Below are 20,263 nucleotides of genomic sequence, written 5' to 3'. Positions count from 1 at the left end.
ATGCAGGATGGAACAGTGATGAACATCACCGATGCGGCGCAGCGGATTTCGGCAGCAGACGAGTGGGCGGAGGAAGACGACGAAATCCGCCGTCGAGTGTCGAACGGCGACGAGGTGCCGTTGTCCCATGCGCAGGAGCAGCTCTGGTTCCTGCAGCGCCTGGAGCCGGGGCTGACGGCCTACAACCTGCCGAGGATGCTCCGCCTGCAGGGCCCGCTGGATGCGGATGCGCTCGAGCGGGCGTTCCAGGCCGTGATCGATCGCCACGGCATCCTGCGCACTCGCTTCTTCGAGAAAGACGGCGTGCCCATGCAGCAGATGGTGCGGGACGTGACGTTCGTGCTGGAGCGGTTCGACCTGTCCCTGGAGTCCGGGGCCGTGCGGCAGGCGCGTGTCGATGCGCTGACGAGCGAGATGGCCCTGCACGTGTTCGACCTGGGCGCCGCGCCCGCACTGGTGGCGAGGTTGATCCGGCTGTCGGACGAAGAGCATGTGCTGACGGTCTGTCTGCATCACATCGTGTCGGATGCCTGGTCCAACCCCATCCTCGCGGCGGACCTCGCTTCGGCCTACCGCCTGGCATTGGCCGCGGGCGCGGCCGTGCGGCTGCCGGCCTTGCCGGTCCAGTACGCCGACTACGCACTGTGGCAGCGGGAACGCTTGCAGGGTGAGGCCCTGGCGACGCAGCTGAACTACTGGAACACCCATCTGGGTGCCGACGTGCCGCCGCTGGAACTGCCGCTGGACGGGGTTCGTTCTTCGCGGCAGACCTTCGACGGTGCCGTGCATCGCTTCGAGCTGGAGCCTGCACTGGCCGTGGCGTTGCAGAAGTTCTGCCGCACGGAAAAGTGCACGCCCTTCGTGGTCCTGCTCGCGACGTGGCAGATGCTGCTGGGCTGGTACAGCGGCCAGAACGACTTCGCCGTCGGCGTGGCCAATGCCGGTCGCCATCGCGACGAGGTACGCGATCTGGTGGGTTTTTTCATCACGACCCAGGTGTTCCGGGCGCGGCTCGAGCCGCGCGCCACGTTGCTCGAAATCTGCCGACGTGTGCGGCGCGATTCGTTGTCCGCGCTGGAGCATGCGGATCTTCCCCTCAAGGCGCTGCTGGCCAGCCGCAACGTGAAGCGCGACGCGTCGCGCAATCCGTTGTTCCAGGTGATGTTCGGCGTGCAGATGGGCGACAGCGCTGCCGGCCTCGCGTTCGGCGACGCGCGCACGGAGGAGATCGGTACCCGCAATGCGAGCGCCAAGTTCGACCTGTCACTGGATTTCTTCATCGAACCGACGCGGGCGCACGCGCAGATCGAATACAACACGGGCCTTTTCGGCGAGGCGACCGTGGCGCGGCTGGCAGGCTGGTACGTGCGCCTGCTCGAGGCATTGACGGTCGATCCGGGGCAGGCATTTTCGGGCGTCGATCTTTGCAGCGCGGCGGAGCGCGCGCAACTCGCGGCGTGGGGCGTGAACACGCAGCGCCATGAAAACGCGACACCAGTGCATCGGCTGATCGAAGGGCAAGCGCAACGAACCCCGGATGCGCCGGCCTTGAGCTTCGGCGAAGAGACGCTGAGCTACGCGCAGCTCAATGCGAGGGCGAACCGCCTCGCCCACCATCTGATCGGCCTTGGCGTAAGGCCAGAGGCGAAGGTGGGCATCGCGGTGGAGCGCTCCATCGAGATGGTGGTGGGGATCCTGGCGATCCTGAAGGCAGGCGGTGCGTACGTGCCGCTGGACCCGGACTACCCGGCGGACCGGCTGGCCTACATGGTGGTCGACAGCGGCATCGGGCTGGTGTTGACGCAGAGCCATCTCACCGTGCCGGGCACCGAGGCCGTGCAGGTGTTGTCGTTCGACATGCTGGACGTTCGCGCCGAATCCGGGACAAATCCGCAGATTGCGTTGAGCGGCGAGAACCTCGCCTACGTCATCTACACCTCCGGCTCCACCGGAAAGCCGAAGGGCGCCGCCAACCGTCATGGCGCCTTGTACAACCGCCTTGCCTGGATGCAGCAAGCCTATGCACTCGGCGCCAACGACACCGTGCTGCAGAAGACTCCCTTCAGCTTCGACGTGTCGGTGTGGGAGTTTCTCTGGCCCTTGATGTTCGGCGCCCGCCTGGCGGTTGCTCTTCCGGGCGATCACCGCGACCCGGCACGCTTGCGAACTTTGATCGGGCAGCACCGGGTCACGATCCTGCACTTCGTGCCCTCGATGCTGCAGGCCTTCCTGGCCCACGAGGGCATCGAGGCCTGCACCAGTCTGCGGCGCATCGTGTGCAGTGGCGAGGCCCTGTCGGCCGAAGCACAGAACGAAGTGTTCAGGCGGCTGCCGCAGGCAGTGCTCTGCAATCTCTATGGCCCGACCGAGGCCGCGATCGACGTGACGCACTGGACCTGCCGGGATGACGGGCGGAGCCAGGTGCCGATCGGACGACCCATCAGCGACACCCAGGCGCATGTGCTGGATGCGGAGCTCAACCAGGTAGCTGCAGGAGCGGCTGGAGAGTTGTACCTGGGCGGGGTCAACCTTGCACGCGGCTATCTCAACAGGGCGGGCCTTACCGCAGAGCGCTTTGTTGCGACGGAAGATGGAGCCCGGCTGTACCGCACGGGCGACCTCGTTCGCTGGAATGCGGAGGGCCAACTGGAGTACCTGGGCCGCATCGATCACCAGGTGAAGGTGCGGGGCTTCCGCATCGAGCTGGGCGAGATCGAGGCGCAACTCCTGGCGCAGCCCGAAGTGCGCGAAGCGGTGGTGGTGGCACGAGATGCCGCAAGCGGAGCCCGACTGGTGGGCTATATCTCCGCCCACGCCGGGCAGGCCATCGAGACAACCGTGTTGCGTGAACGTCTTGCCGCGGCGCTGCCGGACTACATGGTGCCGGCGGCGCTGGTGGTGCTGGATACATTGCCGCTGAACGCCAATGGCAAGGTCGACCGCAAGGCATTGCCGGCGCCGAAGTTCGGAGAGGCCCGGGCAGGCGAGGAGCCACAGGGGTTGGTGGAGGGCGCGCTGGCCGCGATCTGGGGGCAGGTGCTGGGTGTGCCGCACGTGGGGCGCCACGACAACTTCTTCGAGCTCGGTGGCGATTCCCTTGTCGCGCTCAGGCTGCTGGCCAGGATCAACAAGTCGCGTGCGCTGGGCGTGAAGATTTCCCTGCAGGACCTGCTTCAGAAACAGACGATCGCCAGGCTGGTTGCACAGCTGGATATCGGGGCGACTCCGCAGCCTGTCCAGTTGCTGAACGCGTATGCCGGGCCGGCAGAAGCGATGCCGCTCTTCTGCGTGCCGCCCGGGCTGCGCCATCCGGTCGACTATCGGCCGATGGCGCGCCACCTGGAAGACTCGCGTGCCGTCTACGGCCTGAGCTACACGGACGACGTCACCGGGCTGGAGTCGATCGGGCAGATGGCCCGGTACTACGTCGATCTCATCCGCAAGACGCGGCCGCAGGGTGCCGTTGGCATCGTCGGCTGGTCACTGGGGGCGGTTGTTGCAGTGCATGTCGCCAGCCTGCTGGAGCAGGAGGGCGTGGACGTCGCCTTCCTCGGCATGGTCGACAGTTTCCTGCTGGACGAGAGCTTCGATCCGGACGGCTGGTATCAGGACTTCCGCGATTTCGTTCTGGACACCGCGAACGGCAGCATGGGCCGCGAGGCCGTCGACGCGATGCTCGACAGGTTCGAACCGATCCGCTCAGCATCGGACGAGACCGTGCGCGACGCTGTCGAAGAAATCGTGGCCGCGGCCGGCATGAGCATGAAGACGGCCGACATCGTCCAGGGGATCGTCGCAACCCGGCGCATGAACGCGATCACGGAAAAGATCGCCGCGTTCCCGCGCCTGAACGTGGCGCCGCATTTCTGGTGGAAGAAGGGAAGAGCGGCTGCGGAAAAGGCCGCGCTCCTGTCGCAGTTCGACGGCGAAGCGCGTGCTTCAGTCGAAGTGGATGCCGACCATCAGGGCATCGTGCGCCACGCTGCGATGTTGAGTCATCTGCATGCGGCCATGTGCGATGCGCAGGACAGGGAGACAGCAGGCGCGCGCTGATGGATGGCCCTCGCCCCCCGCATTCACGCGGGGGGCGAGGCTGATCGATCAGAACTTGTACCGGGCGGTCAGGGTCGCCGCGCGAAGGGTGCCCTGGTAGCACTCGCCGTGGTAGCAGATCGAGTTGTACTTCTTGTTCGCCAGGTTGGAGACGTTGAGCGCGAAGCGCCACGGGCCGGTTTCGTAGTGCACGGCCGCATCGACGAGCGTCACGCCGCGTTCGAACGTGGTGTTGTACTCGTCGTTCTGGCGTTTGCCGATGTAGCGCACGCCGCCGCCGAAGCCCAGGCCGTTGCCCAGGGCGTAGTCGAGCCACACCGAGGCGGACTGCTTGGGCACGAGTGGCGGGATCTTGCCGACTTCGTCCGGATCGGCGCTGGCGAGCACCTTCATGTCCAGCCAGGTGTAGGCAGCAGCGATGTTCAGGCCCGGTGCGAGCTCGCCCTTGGCCTCCAGCTCGATGCCGCGCGAGCGCTGCTTGCCGATCTGGCGCCCCTCGGAGGTTGCCGGGTCGTAGGTGACCACGTTGGTCTTGCGCAGGTCGAAAGCCGCGGCGGTGAACAGGGTGCGCGTGCCTTCGGGCTGGAACTTGACGCCGACCTCGACCTGCTTGCCGCGGCTGGGATCGAAGGGCTGGTTGTTCGCGTCGACGCCGCTGTTGGGCAGGAAGGACGTGGTGTAGCTCATGTAGGGAGCCCAGCCATTGCCGAGCAGGTAGCTAAGGCCTGCCCGGCCGCTGAACGCACTGTCCGACTTCCGGGTGAAGGTCTCGCTCAGGTAGTTGCTGGTGCTCTGGCGTACCTGATCCTGGCGGCCGCCGACGGTGAAGACCCATTTGTCGCCGAACTTGATCTGGTCCTGGGCGTAGATGCCGATCTGGCGCGTCGACTGCGACAGGTCGGTCACCGGGATGGTGGGCGTTGCCACGGCCTGGCCGTAGACGGGTGCGAGCACGTCGAGGTCCGGTGCCGCGCCGCGGAAACGCCGCTGCTTGCCGTTCTGGTCGGTGTAGTCGAAGCCGAGCAGCACCGTGTGCTGGACGGAGCCGTACTGCAGCTTGCCCTGCACGTTGGTGTCGAGCGTTGCCAGGTTCACGGGGTCGTTCCAGCTTCTGGCAACGCGGGAGAGCGTGCGCTGGTCATCGCCGAGCGAGCCGGCCCAGACGGCTCGCCTGTTCAAGTCGATCCTGCTGTAGCGGAAGTTCTGGCGGAGGGTCCAGGTGTCGTTCAGGGCCGTTTCGAAGCGGTAGCCGATGGCGGCCTGTTTCTGCTTGAGCTGGCCGAAGCTGTAGTCGCCCACCTTCACGGGGTAGAGAACGTAGTCCTGGGTGAGGTAGTACGGGTCTTCAGACGTGTTGTTCTTGAGGTACTCCGCAAAGACGGTCAACGAGGTCGTTGCATTGGGCTGCCAGCGCACGGAAGGCGCGATGTAGGTGCGCGTGTGGTTTAGCTTGTGGCCGTCGGGGTATCTGTCCTGGTCGTTGCTGTCCAGGCCTACGCCAACCAGGCGATAGCTCAGATCGGTGTTGTTGCCGATCTTGTCGCCGAGGTCGAACGCCAGTTGCTTGCGTTGGTAGCTGCCGTACTGGAGTTCGATTTCGCGGCTCTTCTCCCCGGTCGGCTCCTTGCTCACGCGGTTGACGATGCCGCCTGCGTCGCCCTGGCCGAACACCATCGACGACGGGCCGCGCAACACCTCCACGCGCTCCAGCCCATACGGTTCGCTCAGGTAGTAGGTGGGGCCGAACGCCGGCTGGGCGAGCCCGTCCCGATAGACGCCGTTGGCGGAAGTGCTGAAGCCCCGCAGCAGGATGTATTCCCAGCCACGGTTGTCGGGGCCGTACGTGTTCGTCGTGACGCCAGGCGTGTAGCGAATGGCCTCCATGACGTCCTGTGCGCCGCGTGCCTCCATTTCATTGCGGCCGATGATGGAGATCGACTGCGGCACCTCGAGCACCGGCGTGTCGGTCTTGGTGGCCGTGCTGCTGCGGCGGGCCACGTAGCCGGTGACCGGGCCGGTGGGCGATTCGTCGGCGTTGGCCACCACCTGCACCGCGGGCAGAGTGCCCTGGGAGCTGGCAAGGTCGGCGGTGCGGCGGATCGTGAAGCTGCCGTTGGCGGCGCGCGTCGCCTCGAGCGAGGTGCCGGCGAGCATCTGGCCCAGGGCCTGATCGACCGTGAGCTTGCCTTGCACGGCGCGCGAGTTCTTGCCCGCGACCACCTCGCCGGCAGCAAACACCTGCACGCTGGTCTGGCGCGAGAGCTCGTTGAGCGCTGCACCGAGTGCCTGCGACGGCACTTTCACGTCGAACACCTGCGCCACGGCCTGGCCGGAAGCCTGCGCTTGCGCTGAAGCCAGTGGGGCCCAGACGGTGAGAACGGAACCGAACGCCGCGGCAAGCGCGGCATTCAGCAGATGTTGACGAGGCAGGGGACGCATAAAAGAACAACTCCAGTTTTTTGAATTACGACGCATTCACATTCAGGTGCGGATGCCGGCCCAACTTCCGGTCTCTGGCGCATCTATGAGTAAGACGTTCGAACTCATCAAACAGAGACACTCCCCCTGCACAAATCTTTAGTACGCCGGGGTGCGGCGCCGGAATTTCAGTTCTGGACGGCCTCGGGTTCCGGCCGGAGATGCGCTGCCGCGCCGGCCGGCGTGGCCAGCAGGGCGCTGCCGATTTCGCCGGTTCTGACCGAGGTGACGGACAGCAGGGTGTCGCTCAGGCCATGCGAATCCTCGCAGGCGCCTTGCAGGTAGATGGCCGGATGGAAGTCGGGCGTGGCCAGGACGCGGTAGTGCCGGTCGACCTCGTAGCTGCCGAGATAGCCCGCCAGCGGCGCGAGCAGAGCCTTGTGGTGCTCCCGCACATAGCCGGTGGCGAGCACCACGGCGTCGTAGCGCACGGTGTGCTCGCGCAGGGCGTTCTGGTCCCACAGCGCGAGGTGCACGCCCTGGTCGTCGGCCGTGACGTTGCGGATGTCGTGCCGGCGCAGGAAGCGCAGGCGGTTGCCGCCGGTCACCCGCTGTTGGTAGAAGGCCTTGTAGATCTGCTGGATCAGTTCCAGGTCGGCCACCGCATAGTTGGTGTGCCAGAACTCGTCGAGCAGCGCGGCGCGTTCCTCATCGGAGCGGCTGAAGGTGTAGTCGGTGAACTCGGCGTTGAAGATCTCGTTCACGAAGGGGCTGTCGTCGGCCGGGCGGATCGAGCGCGAGCGGGTGACGAGGTCGACCTGCGGCGTGCCGGGCCGGCCCTGCAGGTCCATGAAGATCTCGGCCGCGCTTTGCCCCGCGCCCACCACGGCGATGCGGCGGGCGTCCGGCAGCTGTGCGATGTCCTGCAGGTAGCTGCTCGAATGAAAGACGCGCGGGTCGTTGCGGAGCGTGCGAAAGCCGTCGGGGATGTTCGCCATGCCGCCGATGCTGACCACGAGGTTGCGCGCGAGCCGCTCGACCAGCTTGCCCGCATGGTTGCGCGAGCGCACGCGCAGCAGGGCCACCTCGCCGCCCTTTTCTTCGGGCAGCACCTCGAACACCTCTTCGCCGTAGGCGCAGGCGTCTTCGAACTGCTCGGCGGCCCACGAGAGGTAGTCGTTGAACTCGTGGCGGCTGGGGAAGAAGCTCTTCAGGTTGGCGAAGTCGGTCAACCGGCCTTTTTCGTGCAGGTAGTTGATGAAGGTGAAGCGGCTGGTCGGGTTGCGCAGCGTCGCCAGGTCCTTCAGGAAGGAGATCTGCATGTGCGCGTGGTCCAGCAGCATGTGCGGGTGCCAGGCGAAGCTCAGTTGCTTCTCGATGAACAGCGCATCGAGCGGCCGGCCGGCATGGCGTTTTTCGTCGAGGGCGATGGCCAGGGCGATGTTGGACGGGCCGAACCCGATCCCGACCAGATCATGGACGTGTGGCATTGAAATCAACTCCTGTGGTGGAGGGCGGCGCGCCGCATGCGGCAGCCCACCCTGGGCCGTGTGTAAGAAGACGCTCGGCGGCGCGGGATGTTCACGCTTCCACTGTCTCGGCCATCAGGGCCAGGCCCTGGTGGAGCGCGGGAAAGAGGCTGCGGTTGAAGTTGTTCCAGCGCAGCTCGAGGATGGTGTCCGCGGGGTCGATGTCGGTGCCCAGCACGTCGCAGATGACTTCGCCCGAATCGATGCCGATGTCCACGTAGTGGAAGGAGGCGCCGGTCTTCAGCACCGGCTCGATCGCGACCGTCTCGCGCGTGCGCCAGTCGACCACCCGCTGGCCCTTGGCGCCGTACAGCGCGTCGAGAGTGGCCCAGGCGCCGCGGCGCTCGAACGGCGACTCCAGGCGCGTGATGCCCGGATGGATGTTCACGATCCGGCGGAAGAAGGGACTTTCGGGGCGCGCCAGCTGGTCGAGGATCACCAGCAGGCCGTCGAGCACGACAAGGTCGGCCTCCAGCGCGGTGAGCCGCTCGAGCAGGCGCTGCTCGAACTCCTTCTTTCCGGCCGCGCGCTCGGCGGCCGCGTCCAGCGGCAGCCGCCGGTAGGTCGACGGCACGTTGTGGAAGATGTCGTTGGCCCGGCGGCCCTGCACCTGCAGGTCGCCCGGGTAGATCCATTGGCGGGCCGGATCGAAGCCGAAGCCGTAGTCCTGCAGCGCCTGGCGGTCGCGCGGCGAGCCCTCGTCGTCGTCGAAGAGCACGGCCTCCAGCGAGTAGGCATCGCCCAGCGGCGTGCGCTCGAGTGCCTCGGCCAGGTACTCCAGCGGGGACTTCATGTAGCGCTGCCCGCCCTTGTAGTCGATGTACTGGCCGGCCTTGTCGGCCGCCGCATTCCTCAGGGACATGATGTAGACGAGTTTTGCCTTGGACATGGATATGCGCTCGATGGATGGGTGGATGGAAGAAGTGATGACTTGATGACGTGATGGCGTTGTCAGCGGTGCGCCGGCGACAGCGGGCAGGCGCCGCAGTAGCCTTCGCGCGGCAACAGATGGAAGAGGCAGCACTGGCGGTGCAGCTTCACGGTTCGCTCGCGACCCTCGAGGCGCACGCGGATTTCGCGTTGCCGGCCGGGCAGGGGGTTGCTCCACGCCGGCCAGGCGGGGTTGTGCAGCAACTGCTGCCTGTCGCCAGCGATCGGCGGCGACCCGCCGGTCAACGCAAGCGCCTGGTCGAGCACCGGTTCGAGGTTGCGCGCCGCGTTGCCCCAGAGGATCTTGGCGGCGATGCCCGTCTGGCGGCACAGCGCCGAGAACAGCGGCTCCAGGTGCTGCCGCAGCAGCGCCGAGTAGCGTTCCTCGGTGGTCGCGCCGCGTTGCGGCTGGCCCAGTTCGCGGATGTGGAAACTCACTGGGTGGGCGTGCGGGCCGAGGCGCACCCAGACCTGCTCGGCGGCAACGGGAAATCCATGCTGTAGCACGCTGGCCGCGGCCGCGACCGGCGGCAGCAGCATGCCGAGGTAGTCCAGGCTCCAGGCCGAAGCCACTGCGCGCAGGTCCTTGCCCTCGACCCCCAGGTGCGACGCATGCAGACGCAGCACACGGCCCAGCAGTTCGGGCGAGTGCACAAGGTCGGCAACGCGCAGCGCGCCCGCGGGCGGCTGCGGCGCGCACTGCAGTGCCTCGCCGTGCGGCGCCAGGTTGCCCTGGAACAGGGGTTCCAGCATGGCGATCATGGCGTCGTCGCGAAAGAGGGGGCGCCGGCGGTGCGGCGGTTTGCAGGGGGCATGAAGCTAGGACGGATGGGCCGCGCAGGTGTTCATGCGGCGCGGCGTGAACATTTGCGCGGGCCACCCGTCAAGTGGGGTACAGGCGGTCCGTTGCCGCCCGCAGCCCTGTGGCCCAGCCGGCGCGGCAGGGGTGCATCCATCCGTTTCGCGTCAGGCGGCAGGGCTTGCCCATGCCGCCGGACCCCAGTCGCCCAAGGGCGGAAAGAGTTCTTGCATGACAACTGCCCCCGCTCCCGACGGCGAGTTCGCACGCCTGCTCAAGCCGTTCCTGCCGTGGATCCTGCTGTCGGCGGTCACGGGCATCGGCGCGGGCGCGGCCACGGTCGCGCTGCTGAGCACCATCAACCAGGTGCTCAACCGGCAGGGTGGCCTGTCCGGCGGCCTGCTGCTGACGTTCATCGGGCTGTGCGCGGTGGCGCTGTTCGGGCGCATGGTGTCCGATGTCTCGACCAACTTCGTCGGCCAGCGGGTGGTTGCGCAGGTCCGCAAGAGCCTGGCGCAGAAGATCCTTTCGGCGCCCATCGATGCGCTGGAGCGCTACCGCACCCACAGGCTGATGCCGGTGCTGTCGCAGGACGTGGACATGGTCAGCGACGTGGCATTCGCGCTGTCCGCGACGCTGATCGCCTGCGTCACGGCGCTCGGCTGCCTGGCCTACCTGGCCTACCTGTCGCTGCCGCTGTTCGGTGTGCTGCTGGTGGCGCTGGCGATCGGCGCGACGGTGCAGGCCATGGCGCAGTTCCGCGGGGTGAGCGGTTTCTGGAAGGCGCGCGAACATGAAGACCAGCTGCACAAGGCCTACCGCGCGATCAGCGAGGGCGCCAAGGAGCTGCGCATGCATCGCGTGCGCCGCCAGCGCATGTTCGGCGGCCAGATCGAGCGCATCGTCGACAACATCCGCACGGTCAACGGGCGCGCGATCAACACCTTCGTCATTGCCGCCGCATTCGGTTCGGGCCTGTTCTTCCTGCTGATCGCGCTGATCCTGGGCTGGGCCTCGTTCCGACCGACCGAGCCCGCGGTGCTCAGCGGCTTCGTGCTGGTGCTGCTGTTCCTCAAGGGGCCGATGGACCAGATCGCCGGTGCCTTGCCTGCCGTGGGGCGCGCGCGGGTCGCATTCCGGCGCATTGCCGACCTGTCGGCGCGCTTCGCCACGCCGGAGCCGCATCTGCACGTCGGCCATGCGGGCAGCGAGCTGAAGTTCGAGCACGAGATCGCGCTGCGCGGCGTGCGTTATGCCTTCGATGCGCCCGAGGGCGGCGAGGCCTTCGCGCTCGGGCCGATCGACCTGCGGCTTCGCCGCGGCGAGATGGTGTTCGTGGTGGGCGACAACGGCTCCGGCAAGACCACGTTGATCAAGCTGCTGCTCGGCCTGTACGCGCCGCACGAAGGCGAGGTGGCAATCGACGGCACCCCGGTGGGCCCCGAGCGCCGCGACGACTACCGCCAGCTCTTCACCACGGTGTTTTCCGACTTCTACCTGTTCGAGGACCTCGCAGCCGGCCCGGACGAAGAGCAGGGCGAGGCCAGCATGCAGGTACTGCCGCAGCGCGCCTTGCCTTACCTGGAGCGCCTCGAAATCGCACACAAGGTGAGCCTGAAGAACGGTGCGTTCACCACCACGGACCTGTCGACCGGCCAGCGCAAGCGACTGGCGCTGGTGCACGCCTATCTCGAGGGGCGCCCGGTGCTGGTGTTCGACGAATGGGCCGCCGACCAGGACCCGACCTTCCGCCACCTGTTCTATACCGAGCTGTTGCCCGAGCTGCGTGCCAAGGGGCACCTGCTGGTGGTGATCTCGCACGACGACCGCTACTTCCACCTGGCCGACCGCATCATCACCATGAGCGCCGGCCGCATCGCGGACGACCGGTCTCGCGCCCACCTGGAGAGTCTTGCTGCATGACCGACGGCCCGCAAACCAACGATACGCAGCGGCCGGTGTTCATGTCGCAACTGCGGGCGGCGCGAATCCGGCCGTCCGTGGTCCGGCTGTGCGTGCTCCAGACGCTGGCGGACGCGGGCGGCGAATGGCAGCGCGGTGAAGAAGTCTTTCGCCGCATGCTGCTGCGCGGCACCTCGGCCAGCCTGACCACGGTCTACCGCATCCTCAAGGAGTTCGAACATTCGGGGCTTGTCGAGCGCGAATGGGCTCGCAGCCGCGGCGGTGCGCTGGCGGTGTTCCGCTACGCCGCACCGGGTGCGAATGCCGATGCCTTGAGCGTGCGCATGCGCTGCAACGGATGCGGCACGTTCACCGAGGTGCAGGACCGCGAGCTTCACGAGGCGCTGGTGCGCGTGGCCCAGAGCAAGGGCCTGCCGCTCGCGGGCACCTTCGACGTGCAGATCCATGGCTCCTGTTCGTCCTGCGAGCACCGGTCCGCGGGGGAATCGTCGAGCGAGCACCAGTCGTCGCGCGAGCACGGCAGGATGCTGCCGCTCGTGGGCTTCAGGGCTCGCCCGCGCGCGCAGCGCCTTGCCGCTTGACGAGGAGCCGGTGTGAGTGATGTGCGTCAAGGCGCCTGGCGGCGCCGTGCGGTCGCCGCGGTGCTCGTGTCCCTTTGCGCGGCAGCCGGCGCGGGGTTGCTCTGGGGAAGGGGCGAGCCGATGGACGTCGACTCCGTGCCGGTGGCGCGCGGCACCATCGAGTCCAGCGTCTCGGCACTCGGGGTGCTGCAGCCGCGGCACTACGTGGACGTGGGCGCGCAGGTCTCCGGGCAGATCCTTCGGCTGCACGTGCAGCCGGGCGACGTCGTCAAGCGGGGGCAGTTGCTGGTGGAGATCGATCCCAGCGTGCAGCGGGCCACGGTCGATGCGGGCCGAGCCTCGCTGGCGGGGCTGCGCGCGCAGCGCGACGACCAGCAGGCCCAGCACGTGCTGGCGCAGCAGCAGCATGCGAGACAACGCCAGATGGCTGCCGACGGCGCCACGCGGGACGAGGACGTGCAGGCCGCGCAAGCCGCGCTGGCGTCGGCCGGCGCGCGCGTGAGACAGCTCGAGGCGCAGATCGCACAGACCCAGGCGACGCTGAAGGCCGACGAGGCCCGCCTCGGCTACACCAGCATCTACGCGCCGATGTCCGGCACCGTCGTGTCGGTGGAGGCGCGCGAGGGCCAGACGCTGAACGCGACCTACCAGACGCCCAATGTGCTGCGCATCGCAGACCTGTCTTCGATGACGGTGTGGTCGGAGGTTTCCGAGGCCGACGTGCGGCGCATCAAGACCGGCATGCCGGTCTACTTCACCACGCTCGGCGAGAGCCAGCGCCGTTGGCAGGGGCACGTGCGGCAGCTGCTGCCCGCGCCGCCGGTGCCCGAGAACAAGACGGGCAGCGACAGCAGCGCCAAGCCTTCCGCCGCGGCGAGCAAGGTGGTGGTCTACACGGCGCTGTTCGATGTCGACAACGCCGACGGCGAGCTCATGCCGCAGATGACGGCCAAGGTCGCCTTCGTCGAGTACGCCGAAAAAGACGCGCTTTCGGTGCCGCTCGCCGCGCTGGTGCCGGTGGCCAGCAGCAGCGACCGCTTCACGGCGCGCGTGCTTCGCCCCGATGGCAAGGTCGAGGTCCGGCAGCTGCGCGTCGGCGTGCGCAACCGGCTCGCTGCGCAGGTGCTGGAAGGCGCGCAGGCCGGGGACCGCATCGTCATCGCCGCCAGGGCTCCGAAGCCATGACGACCGCGGCGCATGCGCCGGGCGATGCACCGCGGCCGCTGATCGAGCTGCAGGGCATTCGCAAGTCGTACGGCGGGCGCGGTGGCCGGGGCGGCAAGGAAGAAGGGGCGGGCAGCCCGGCAACGACCGTGCTGCATGGTATCTCGTTGCGCCTGTACGCGGGTGAGTTCGTGGCCGTCGTCGGTGCTTCGGGCTCTGGCAAGTCCACGCTGATGCACATCCTGGGTTGCCTCGATCGGCCGAGCGCCGGGCGCTACCTGTTCGACGGCCAGGACGTGGCCAGCTTCGATGCCGACGCGCTCGCCTGGCTGCGCCGCGAGGCCTTCGGTTTCGTGTTCCAGGGCTACCACCTGGTGCCCAGCGAGTCGGCGCGCGAGAACACGGAAATTCCCGCGCTCTATGCCGGCATGCCGGAGGCCGAGCGGTGTGCGCGCGCCACCGCACTGCTCGAACGGCTGGACATGGGCGCGCGGCTCGACCATCGCCCGCACCAGCTGTCGGGCGGGCAGCAGCAGCGCGTGGCGATCGCGCGTGCGCTGATGAACGGCGGGCGCATCATCCTGGCCGACGAGCCCACCGGTGCGCTCGACAGCAAGAGCGGCGCCGAAGTGATGGCGCTGCTGCACGAACTGGCGGATGCGGGCCACACCATCATCCTCATCACGCACGACCGCTCGGTGGCCGCGCAGGCGCGGCGGATCATCGAGATTCGGGACGGGCGCATCGTGGCGGACTCGGGTGAGCACACCGGCGAAGGCGCGGCGGCAATCGCTGCCGCGCCTTCGCCGGTCTTCAGTCGCCCATCGGTCACTGGCGGCGCCTCGCTGCCTGCCGACATTCGCGAGGCGACACGGGCCGCGTGGCGCGTGATGTGGAGCAACCGGTTTCGCACCGGGCTCACGCTGCTGGGCATCGTGATCGGCGTGGCCTCGGTCATCGTGATGCTGGCGGTCGGCGGCGGCTCGCAGCGCAAGGTGATGGCGCAGTTCGAGACCTTCGGCACCCGCACCATGTTCGTTTCCGTGCAGCTCGCCAGCCTGCGCAATCCGAGCGCGCCGCTCACGCTGGACGACGCGCTGGCCGTTCGCGCGCTGCCCAATGTCGAAGGCGTCGCGCCCTACATCGAAGACAGGGTGGTCGTGCGCCGCGGCAATATCGACCACCTCACCGAGGGCGGCGGCGCCACGGTCGATTTCTCGCGAGTGCTCGGCTGGGGCGTGAGTCGGGGAGTGATGTTCGACGCCGAGGACGAACGGCGCATCGCCAAGGTCGCGGTGATCGGCGAAACGGTGCGCCAGCGCCTGTTCGCCGACGGGCAGGACCCCGTCGGACAGGACATCCTGGTGGACAAGGTGCCGTTCCAGGTCGTCGGCGTGCTGGCGTCGAAGGGCGCCACCAACGGCGAGGACCAGGACGACCGGGTGGTGGTGCCGCTGTCTTCCGCGGCCACGCGCGTCTACGGCCATCCCCACCCGACGTGGCTTGCAGTGCAGGTGCGCGACATCGACAAGGCGCAGGAAACGGCCGCCGCCATCGAGGCGCAGCTCGAACGGCAGCAGGCCGGGCGCCACGTGCTGATATGGAACCGCGTCGAGGCGCTGCGCGTGCAGACCGAAACCGCGCGCGCCATGACGCTGATGCTGGGGTTGATCGCCATCGTGTCGCTGATCGTGGGCGGCATCGGCGTGATGAACGTGATGCTCATGACGGTGCGCGAGCGCACGCGCGAAATCGGCATTCGCGTGGCGACGGGCGCGCGCCAGCGGGACATCCTGCGGCAGTTCATGACCGAGGCGGTACTGGTGACGTCGGTGGGCGGCACCGTGGGCGTCGTCGCCGGGCTGGGCATCGTCGTGGGGCTGATGCTGGCCGGCGTGCCGGTGCTGTTCTCGCTGGCAGCGAGCGTGGGTGCCTTCGGCTGCGCGGTGCTGACGGGCGTGATCTTCGGGTTCATGCCGGCGCGCAACGCTGCGCGGCTGGACCCCGTGGTGGCGCTGGCGGGGGAATGACGGTGTTGCTGCGAATGCGTTCCGGATGCGGCTGGTGGGCGGCTTTGTTGTGTGCGGCGCTGTCGTCGGGCTGCGCGCTGCATGGCGATCGCGCCGAGCGCGCGGTGGAGCTTCCCTCCGCATGGCGACATGCGCAGGTACTCGGCGACACGGGGCCGGTCGAAGCGCAGTGGTGGCGCAGTTTCGGCAGCACGGAACTCGACACGCTGATTGCGCGCGCGCAATCGCAAAGCAACGATCTCGCGGCTGCTGTCGCCCGGGTGCGGCAGGCCGACGCGCGGGCGCGCATCGCTGGCGCGGCGCTGCGGCCGCAGGTGACGGGCACTCTCGGCGTCAGTCGCGAGGGCCGCCTGGGCGGCAATGCAACGGTTGCCGGCAGCACTTATGCGGCGGGTTTTGCCGCCAGCTATGAACTCGACCTGTGGGGCCGCGATGCCGCGCTGCGCGACGAAGCGCTGCAAGGCTTGCGCGCAAGCGCCTTCGACCGCGACACGGTACGGCTCACCGTGACAGCCGATGTCGCCGCCACCTGGCTGCTGGCGCTGGCCCTGCGCGAACGCGCCGAAATTGCGGCACGCAACCTCGACAACGCGCGCCGCGTGCTGGCGCTGGTGGAGTCCCGCAGCCGCGCCGGCGCGGCGTCGCCGCTGGATCTTGCACAGCAGCGCGGTCTGGTGGCCGCGCAGCAACGTGCGCTCGCAGCGCTGCATCAGCAGGCGGGCGACGCCGAGACCGTGCTGGCGTTGCTGCTGGGCACTGCGGCGCCGGCGTTCGAACTGCGGGGGCCGCGGCTCGATGCGCTTCAGGTTCCCGTCGTCGGCGCGAGCGCGCCTTCTGCATTGCTGGTGCGGCGCCCGGACATCGCACGCGCGGAGGCGCATCTGGCTGCGGCCGATGCCAACGTGCTGGCGGCGCGCGCCGCACTGCTGCCGACCGTCTCCCTGAGCGCCACGGTAGGCACCGGAGATAGCCGCTTCGGCAGGCTCTTCGACAACCCGCTCTATAGCCTGGCTGCCGGGCTGGCAGCGCCGGTTTTCGACGGTGGGCGCTTGGCGGGCGGCCAGCACCTGGCCGAGGCGAGGCGCGAAGAATTGCTGGCCGTCTACCGGGGCGCGATCGTCGGTGCGTTCGCGGATGCGGAGACTGCGCTGAACGGCGTGTCGGCCATCGATGCGCAGGCAACGGCGCAAGGCGCCGAACTGGCCGAGGCGCGCCGCGCGGCAGATCTGTCGGAGGCCCGCTACCGTGCGGGCGCCGAGACACTGCTGACCTTGCTCGACGCGCAGCGCACCCTCTACACCGCGCAGGACCTGGCGGTCCAGTTGCGCATGGCGCGCTTGCAGGCACGGGTCTCGCTCTACCGTGCAATGGGCGGCGGATGGCGGCAGGCCCGGTGCGCGGATGCCGCACCCGCCGCAGTCGAAGGACATACCGAATGCGTTTTGGACGCTCGTGGCCCTACATCGCCGGGCCGGCCTCCTTGAACATTCGGGGCCGCGGATCGTCTTTTTCTCTAGACGCCTGCGCGCCGGCATTTTCCGGTGCGCATCGGCCTCGACGGTCATCCCCCTGAATCAACAACACAGCGCCTGGAGTAGCAGTGGCCCCGCAAAACCATCCGGAGGCGCCGTCCGCCGAGGAGACCGCATGGCGGCTCTACATGGACCTCCGAGAGAATCCATGCCGCACGGGCGCGTTGAAGCTGACGCACTGGCTGCGGGAAGACCAGACGCATCCGCCCGCATTCGACCGTGCCCTGCGCCTCTGGGCACTGGCGGGCGCCGCTCTGGTCGTCAGCCGCCGCAGGAATTTTCATCCGCCCACGGGCGGGCTCGAATGAGGCGCGCCGGGTTGGCCGCGCACTGCCTCGTGCCCGATGAATGCGTCCGCACCGCGGCGTCGCTTTTCGCTTGCATGCACGCCTCGCCGACCCTGCAGAACACGGAGGAACTGGCCCAGTGGCTCGGGAAAGACCCCCGGCACCTGCGCGCGCTCGACATCGCGCTGGCGGAGTGGGGCCTGGTGCAGTCCGGCCACCCCGTGGGGAATGTGCGCGGCGCCTGACGCGGCGAAGGACTCAGCGCGTTCGCAGGGTCACGCTGCCGTCCGGCTGCGGTTCGGCGGCCAGAGGCAGGATCGTCGGCAGGGCGGCCACGAGGCCGTCGGAATCGTTGGTGCGGAAACGGCCCGACAGCCGCATCGCGTCGACGCGCGAACTCGTGCTGACGATGGGCCGTGCGCGATAGCTGTTGACCGCGGCCAGAGCGTCGCCGAGCGGTGTGTTCTCGAAGACGAGCCAGCCATTGCGCCACGCGGACAGGGCTGCCGTGTCGGTTTGCCGCACTGCGGCGGCACGGCCGTCGTCGATTTCAAGCAGGTCTCCCATGCGCAGGTCGATCACTTCCGCCTCTGCGCCAGTGGACCCGTCGCGCGGCGGCATGTGCACGCGCACATGGCCATGCTCCACGCCCACGGTGATCGGGCCGCCACGGTCGCGCACGGTGAACGCGGTGCCGACAACTTCGATGGTGACGCCGCGCGTGCGGACCCTGAAAGGGCGGTCTGCATCGCGCGCCACCTCGAAGCGCACTTCGCCGTGCGCCATGTCGACGGCGCGGTGCTGGCGATAGAGCGCCACGTCGATCGCGCTCTGCGGTGCCAGGTCGAGTTGGCTGCCGGGCGCGCCGCTGCGGCCGTCGGTCAGCGTCACCTTCAGCATCTGCGCGGTACGGGTTTCGTAGGCTGCGCGGAACACGGGTTGCTGCCAGTACCACTGCACGCCCCGGCCCGCGACCAGGCCGGTGCCCAGCAAGGCGGCGACCGAAAGCAGCATCTTGCGGCGCTGCTGCCGGTGCGTCGATGCGGCCGCAGTGGCGGCCGCGTTGGCCATCAGCGCGGCGTCGGGTTCGTCGAAGTGCGCGCGCAAGTCGTTCGCCATGCCGCCGAGTGCGTCCCAGCGCTCGCGAGCCTCCTGCACGGCCGCTGCATGTTCCGCCGATTTGCCGCGCCACTGGTTGAGCAACGCGCGGGCGCGGCCCGCGGCCTCGCCGGGTGCGATCTCTCCTTCGACGATCAGCGCGAGCGCGCGCTCGATCAGCCGTTCGCGCGGAGGAGCGCTTGCCGCCATGCTGTCGCCGTTCACGAGAAGTCTTCGGCCAGCGCCGCGTCGAAGCCCGGCCGGCTCAGCACGACCTGCGGCTCGATCAGCTCCGAGCGCAGCTCGGCGAACACGCGCGAGCAATCGATGGTGGCGCGCAGCAGGTGCTTGGCCACGGCCATCTCGGTGATGTTCAGCCGCTGCGCAATTTCAGCGCGCGTGTGGCCGTAGGCGCGGAACAACAGGAATACCTCGCGCCGGCGCGGCGGCAGTTGTTCCATGGTTTCGACCACCCGCGCCAGCACCCGTTGCTGGGCCACGACGTATTCGCTGGACTGGGCCGTCTGGTGCGTGCCGATGCCTGCATGCGTGCTGACCCATTCCTGCGCGACCTTGCGCCGGCGTGCATCGTCGACGCACAGGTTGCGCGCCACGCGAAACAGCAGGGCGCGGGGCGATTCGATGGAATAGGCGGCGTCCTGCAGATCGGGCAGGGCATCGCCACGATTGCCGCCGCGCGTCTTGAGCGACGCCGCATAGACCCGCTCGAAGCTGGACTGCGCGATGTCGGCCGCGTAGTGCGGGTCTCTCAGGTCGCGAGTGAGCTGCCGGCGCAAGTCCGCGTAGTGAGCTACCAGTTCCTGAACGAGGTCGCGCATCCGGCCGCCTTCTCGCAAGCATCGACGATGGACCCCGGGGCCGCTTGCCAGAACGCACCGACGGATTCGCCCCGACTTCCACTTGGGAAGAGGCGAGCTGGCCGCAGAAGCATTTGGTTTTGAAAATCCCCGGGAAGGGTGAATAAGAACTATTCTTATTGGAGTGTATCACTGAATTGTTAGCCGAAGACATGACTGTGGCGCGTCGCGGATGAGCCGCCTTTGCCACTTTTGCCACTGGCTGTCGAAACTAACTTGTCAGGTTCTCGCGGCGTTGCCGCATCCACTCACTGTCCAGAGAGTTCCTTCTTATGTCTTCTTCCCGTTTCGCGGCGCCTTCGCCTGATGCCCCCCAACCCGGGCTGATCGAACGCACGTTTACCCGCCTGTTCCTGCGTCCGGTGCGTGTCATTGCGGCCACCAGCCTGTCGACGCACTTCCGGTTCATCGACCTCGAAGGCGCGGCTTTCGAAGGCCATCGCTGGTCGCCTGGACAGAAGCTCCAGATCAAGGCCGGCGGCACATTCGAGGCGCGCACCTACACCCCCGCGTCCTTGGATGTGGCGCGCGGCGTCATGCGCATCGTGGCGTTTGCGCACGGCGAGGGGCCGGGCAGCGAATGGGTGCGCCGCACCCGGCCCGGCGACGAACAGCAGGTGTTCGGGCCGCGCCGCTCGCTGGAACTCGAGCCGCTGCCGGCGTCGACGATTCTCTTCGGCGACGAGACCTCCTTCGGCCTCGCGGCGTCGCTGTGCGGCAGGGATGCGCCCGGGCAGGGCGTTCGCGCCGTGTTCGAGGTGAACGCCATCGCCGAATCGCGTCAGGTACTGGATGCGCTGGGCGTCCAGCCGCTCGCGCTGATGGAGCGCCGCGCCGACGGTTCGCACATCGGCGAGCTGCTGGCCGCGATGGTGCCGCCCATGGACGGCAGCACGCACTATGTGCTGACCGGCAAGGCCGCGTCGATCCAGCAGGTGAGTCGGGCGCTCAAGGCGCAGGGCGTCGAGGCGCGGCGCATCAAGGCCAAGGCGTACTGGGCACCGGGGAAGACCGGGATCGACTGAACGCAGTCCGCGAGCG

15 protein-coding genes are annotated in these 20,263 nt (G+C 68.2%); 9 read left to right on the top strand and 6 right to left on the bottom strand.

Features of this window, described 5'->3' with window-relative positions:
• Nucleotides 1-18: 18 nt before the first annotated feature.
• The gene (locus BLV60_RS06395; protein ID WP_176928718.1) at nt 19-4,053 is read left to right on the top strand and encodes a non-ribosomal peptide synthetase; all 4,035 of its coding nucleotides are present in this window, start codon (nt 19-21) and stop codon (nt 4,051-4,053) included.
• 48 nt (nt 4,054-4,101) lie between these two features.
• Here BLV60_RS06395 and BLV60_RS06390 read toward each other — a convergent pair whose 3' ends face one another.
• The 4 genes from BLV60_RS06390 to fhuF form a co-directional block, all read right to left on the bottom strand.
• On the bottom strand, nt 4,102-6,492 hold the full coding sequence (locus BLV60_RS06390) for a TonB-dependent siderophore receptor (protein ID WP_093051621.1): 2,391 nt from the start codon (nt 6,490-6,492) through the stop codon (nt 4,102-4,104).
• A gap of 167 nt (nt 6,493-6,659) precedes the next feature.
• Nucleotides 6,660-7,961, bottom strand: a complete 1,302-nt coding sequence (locus BLV60_RS06385; protein WP_093051618.1) for a lysine N(6)-hydroxylase/L-ornithine N(5)-oxygenase family protein — start codon at nt 7,959-7,961, stop codon at nt 6,660-6,662.
• A gap of 91 nt (nt 7,962-8,052) precedes the next feature.
• A complete protein-coding gene (locus BLV60_RS06380) occupies nt 8,053-8,889 on the bottom strand; it encodes a formyl transferase (protein WP_093051615.1) in 837 nt (278 codons plus the stop codon).
• A gap of 62 nt (nt 8,890-8,951) precedes the next feature.
• A complete protein-coding gene (fhuF, locus tag BLV60_RS06375; RefSeq protein WP_093051612.1) occupies nt 8,952-9,692 on the bottom strand; it encodes a siderophore-iron reductase FhuF in 741 nt (246 codons plus the stop codon).
• Nucleotides 9,693-9,960: 268 nt separating this feature from the next.
• Here fhuF and BLV60_RS06370 point away from each other — a divergent pair, with 268 nt between their 5' ends.
• The 7 genes from BLV60_RS06370 to BLV60_RS06345 all read left to right on the top strand — a co-directional run bounded on the left by BLV60_RS06370 (nt 9,961) and on the right by BLV60_RS06345 (nt 17,491).
• On the top strand, nt 9,961-11,652 hold the full coding sequence (locus BLV60_RS06370; RefSeq protein ID WP_093051609.1) for a cyclic peptide export ABC transporter: 1,692 nt from the start codon (nt 9,961-9,963) through the stop codon (nt 11,650-11,652).
• Nucleotides 11,649-12,233: a Fur family transcriptional regulator gene (locus BLV60_RS06365; RefSeq protein ID WP_093051606.1), complete on the top strand. Its 585-nt coding sequence runs from the start codon at nt 11,649-11,651 to the stop codon at nt 12,231-12,233. Before BLV60_RS06370 ends, BLV60_RS06365 begins: the two co-directional genes overlap by 4 nt.
• Before the next feature lie 120 nt (nt 12,234-12,353).
• Nucleotides 12,354-13,418 (top strand): efflux RND transporter periplasmic adaptor subunit, encoded by a 1,065-nt coding sequence (locus tag BLV60_RS06360; RefSeq protein WP_256328880.1) that lies wholly within the window; start codon nt 12,354-12,356, stop codon nt 13,416-13,418.
• Nucleotides 13,415-15,427 carry an ABC transporter permease gene (locus BLV60_RS06355; protein WP_093051600.1) on the top strand — a complete coding sequence of 671 codons (2,013 nt, stop codon included), beginning with the start codon at nt 13,415-13,417 and terminating at the stop codon, nt 15,425-15,427. The genes BLV60_RS06360 and BLV60_RS06355 overlap by 4 nt, the downstream gene beginning before the upstream one ends.
• 14 nt (nt 15,428-15,441) lie before the next feature.
• Nucleotides 15,442-16,911, top strand: a complete 1,470-nt coding sequence (locus tag BLV60_RS06350) for an efflux transporter outer membrane subunit (RefSeq protein WP_093051889.1) — start codon at nt 15,442-15,444, stop codon at nt 16,909-16,911.
• Nucleotides 16,912-17,087: 176 nt separating this feature from the next.
• Nucleotides 17,088-17,267 carry a hypothetical protein gene (locus BLV60_RS33955; RefSeq protein WP_143042549.1) on the top strand — a complete coding sequence of 60 codons (180 nt, stop codon included), beginning with the start codon at nt 17,088-17,090 and terminating at the stop codon, nt 17,265-17,267.
• Between the two features lie 74 nt (nt 17,268-17,341).
• Nucleotides 17,342-17,491: a hypothetical protein gene (locus BLV60_RS06345; protein WP_176928717.1), complete on the top strand. Its 150-nt coding sequence runs from the start codon at nt 17,342-17,344 to the stop codon at nt 17,489-17,491.
• 13 nt (nt 17,492-17,504) lie between these two features.
• On the opposite strand, the gene BLV60_RS06340 is transcribed toward BLV60_RS06345, so the two are convergent.
• Both BLV60_RS06340 and BLV60_RS06335 read right to left on the bottom strand, forming a co-directional pair.
• Nucleotides 17,505-18,569: a FecR family protein gene (locus BLV60_RS06340; RefSeq protein WP_256328879.1), complete on the bottom strand. Its 1,065-nt coding sequence runs from the start codon at nt 18,567-18,569 to the stop codon at nt 17,505-17,507.
• Entirely contained in the window at nt 18,566-19,183 is a 618-nt protein-coding gene (locus BLV60_RS06335; RefSeq protein WP_093051594.1) for an RNA polymerase sigma factor, read from the bottom strand. Before BLV60_RS06335 ends, BLV60_RS06340 begins: the two co-directional genes overlap by 4 nt.
• Before the next feature lie 311 nt (nt 19,184-19,494).
• Between BLV60_RS06335 and BLV60_RS06330 the strand changes: the two genes are divergently transcribed.
• The gene (locus BLV60_RS06330) at nt 19,495-20,247 is read left to right on the top strand and encodes a siderophore-interacting protein (protein WP_093051591.1); all 753 of its coding nucleotides are present in this window, start codon (nt 19,495-19,497) and stop codon (nt 20,245-20,247) included.
• Nucleotides 20,248-20,263 lie beyond the last annotated feature (16 nt).

The sequence above is a fragment of the Variovorax sp. YR634 genome, assembly GCF_900106655.1.
In the GTDB taxonomy this organism is placed as follows: domain Bacteria; phylum Pseudomonadota; class Gammaproteobacteria; order Burkholderiales; family Burkholderiaceae_C; genus Variovorax.
The sequence above is the reverse complement of the archived record's forward strand: the minus strand, read 5'-3'. Positions and strand labels throughout refer to the sequence as shown.